We start from the raw sequence: 1,164 nt of genomic DNA, 5'->3' as shown, positions 1-1,164 counted from the left end.
TCTCCTTTGCTCTTTCACTTGATAGTATAGGTTGTTCAACTTTTTCTGTCCACACTTATATACTAACACCAATGACGAAAACCAAGATTACCCCGCTGTACGAGAGGCTCTCCCGTGACGATGAACTCCAAGGTGAAAGCAATTCCATCAGCAACCAAGAGAACATTTGTCAAGGGGGATTTCACCATAAAGATGAAATCCCCCCGTTAAACAAGGATTTATAGATTCATTTCGTCAACAATATTTGTGGGTTTTGCGGTCATTTCTACCCATGCTGGAACGAAGCCACTCTTAATGGCGTTTCTGACTGACCTGATATTGGACCATGCCGTACAATAAAATGGTACTTTGTCCCTGTTTATTATTTCTTTTGTAAGCGTACTTGTCAGTACGGAGGCAATTCCTTGTCTTCTGTATTTCGGCAGGACATCCACACCAATCTGCCACATATCTTTGCAATCCGCAGAACAGGCTGCTAATCCAACCAATATGTTTCCATCGTATGCGCCGACGCCAAGTACATCCAAATGCTTACGATCTTTGCAAAGTGCATTGCTCCATTCCGGCAAATACAAATCACCAAAATCTTCTTGCTCCAATATGCGTGTTTTATAGGCACAAGAAAGAACTTGTATCCTGCTTATATCAGGCAAATAGTATTCTGCCATAAAGCATATTTTATGTCCTTTCTCGAATAGACGTTCATTCAGCCAGTGCATATTTGGTGCTTCAAAGCAGTGATAAAATTCAAACTTTCCTATATACTCGGACACTATTTCCAAGGTTTCAGGTATGGAAGCTGCCGCAATATTGTTCCCATAGGAAACAAAGTTGCACGTGATAGGCTTCTTCAAATATTTGCGGGAGTTCTTCCCTAATTTTAAGGGAAAAACAACATTTCGATTTGTCTTAAAATCTTCCTCTCGGCATCCCATATCCTCTGCGGACTGCCTCATGGCAATTTCCATCATTTCACGATTCGTCATAAACTTCTCTCCACATTGTATCGGTTTGGCAAATCCCGATTTGTCAAATAACACAAGCCAAGTATACCACCATTGCAGACGGCTTTCAACCCTCTTTTACAGGCGTTTAGGGTTGTTTCACGAAAGATTCTAATGTGATGTTATATATCGTTTACCGTTGAATTTCATGTATCTCTCC

1 protein-coding gene and 1 pseudogene are annotated in these 1,164 nt (G+C 40.9%); one reads left to right on the top strand and one right to left on the bottom strand.

Annotated elements, in window-relative coordinates:
- A pseudogene (locus tag D7Y06_RS26755) lies at positions 1-224 on the top strand (hypothetical protein); the annotation flags it as partial.
- Here the strand turns inward: D7Y06_RS26755 and D7Y06_RS25230 are convergent.
- On the bottom strand, positions 219-986 hold the full coding sequence (locus D7Y06_RS25230; RefSeq protein WP_120410208.1) for a GNAT family N-acetyltransferase: 768 nt from the start codon (positions 984-986) through the stop codon (positions 219-221). The pseudogene D7Y06_RS26755 and the gene D7Y06_RS25230 sit on opposite strands and share 6 nt — an antisense overlap.
- Positions 987-1,164 lie beyond the last annotated feature (178 nt).

Origin of the sequence: Roseburia sp. 1XD42-69, assembly GCF_003612565.1 — a bacterium.
GTDB lineage: Bacteria > Bacillota > Clostridia > Lachnospirales > Lachnospiraceae > Roseburia_B.
The sequence above is the reverse complement of the archived record's forward strand: the minus strand, read 5'-3'. Positions and strand labels throughout refer to the sequence as shown.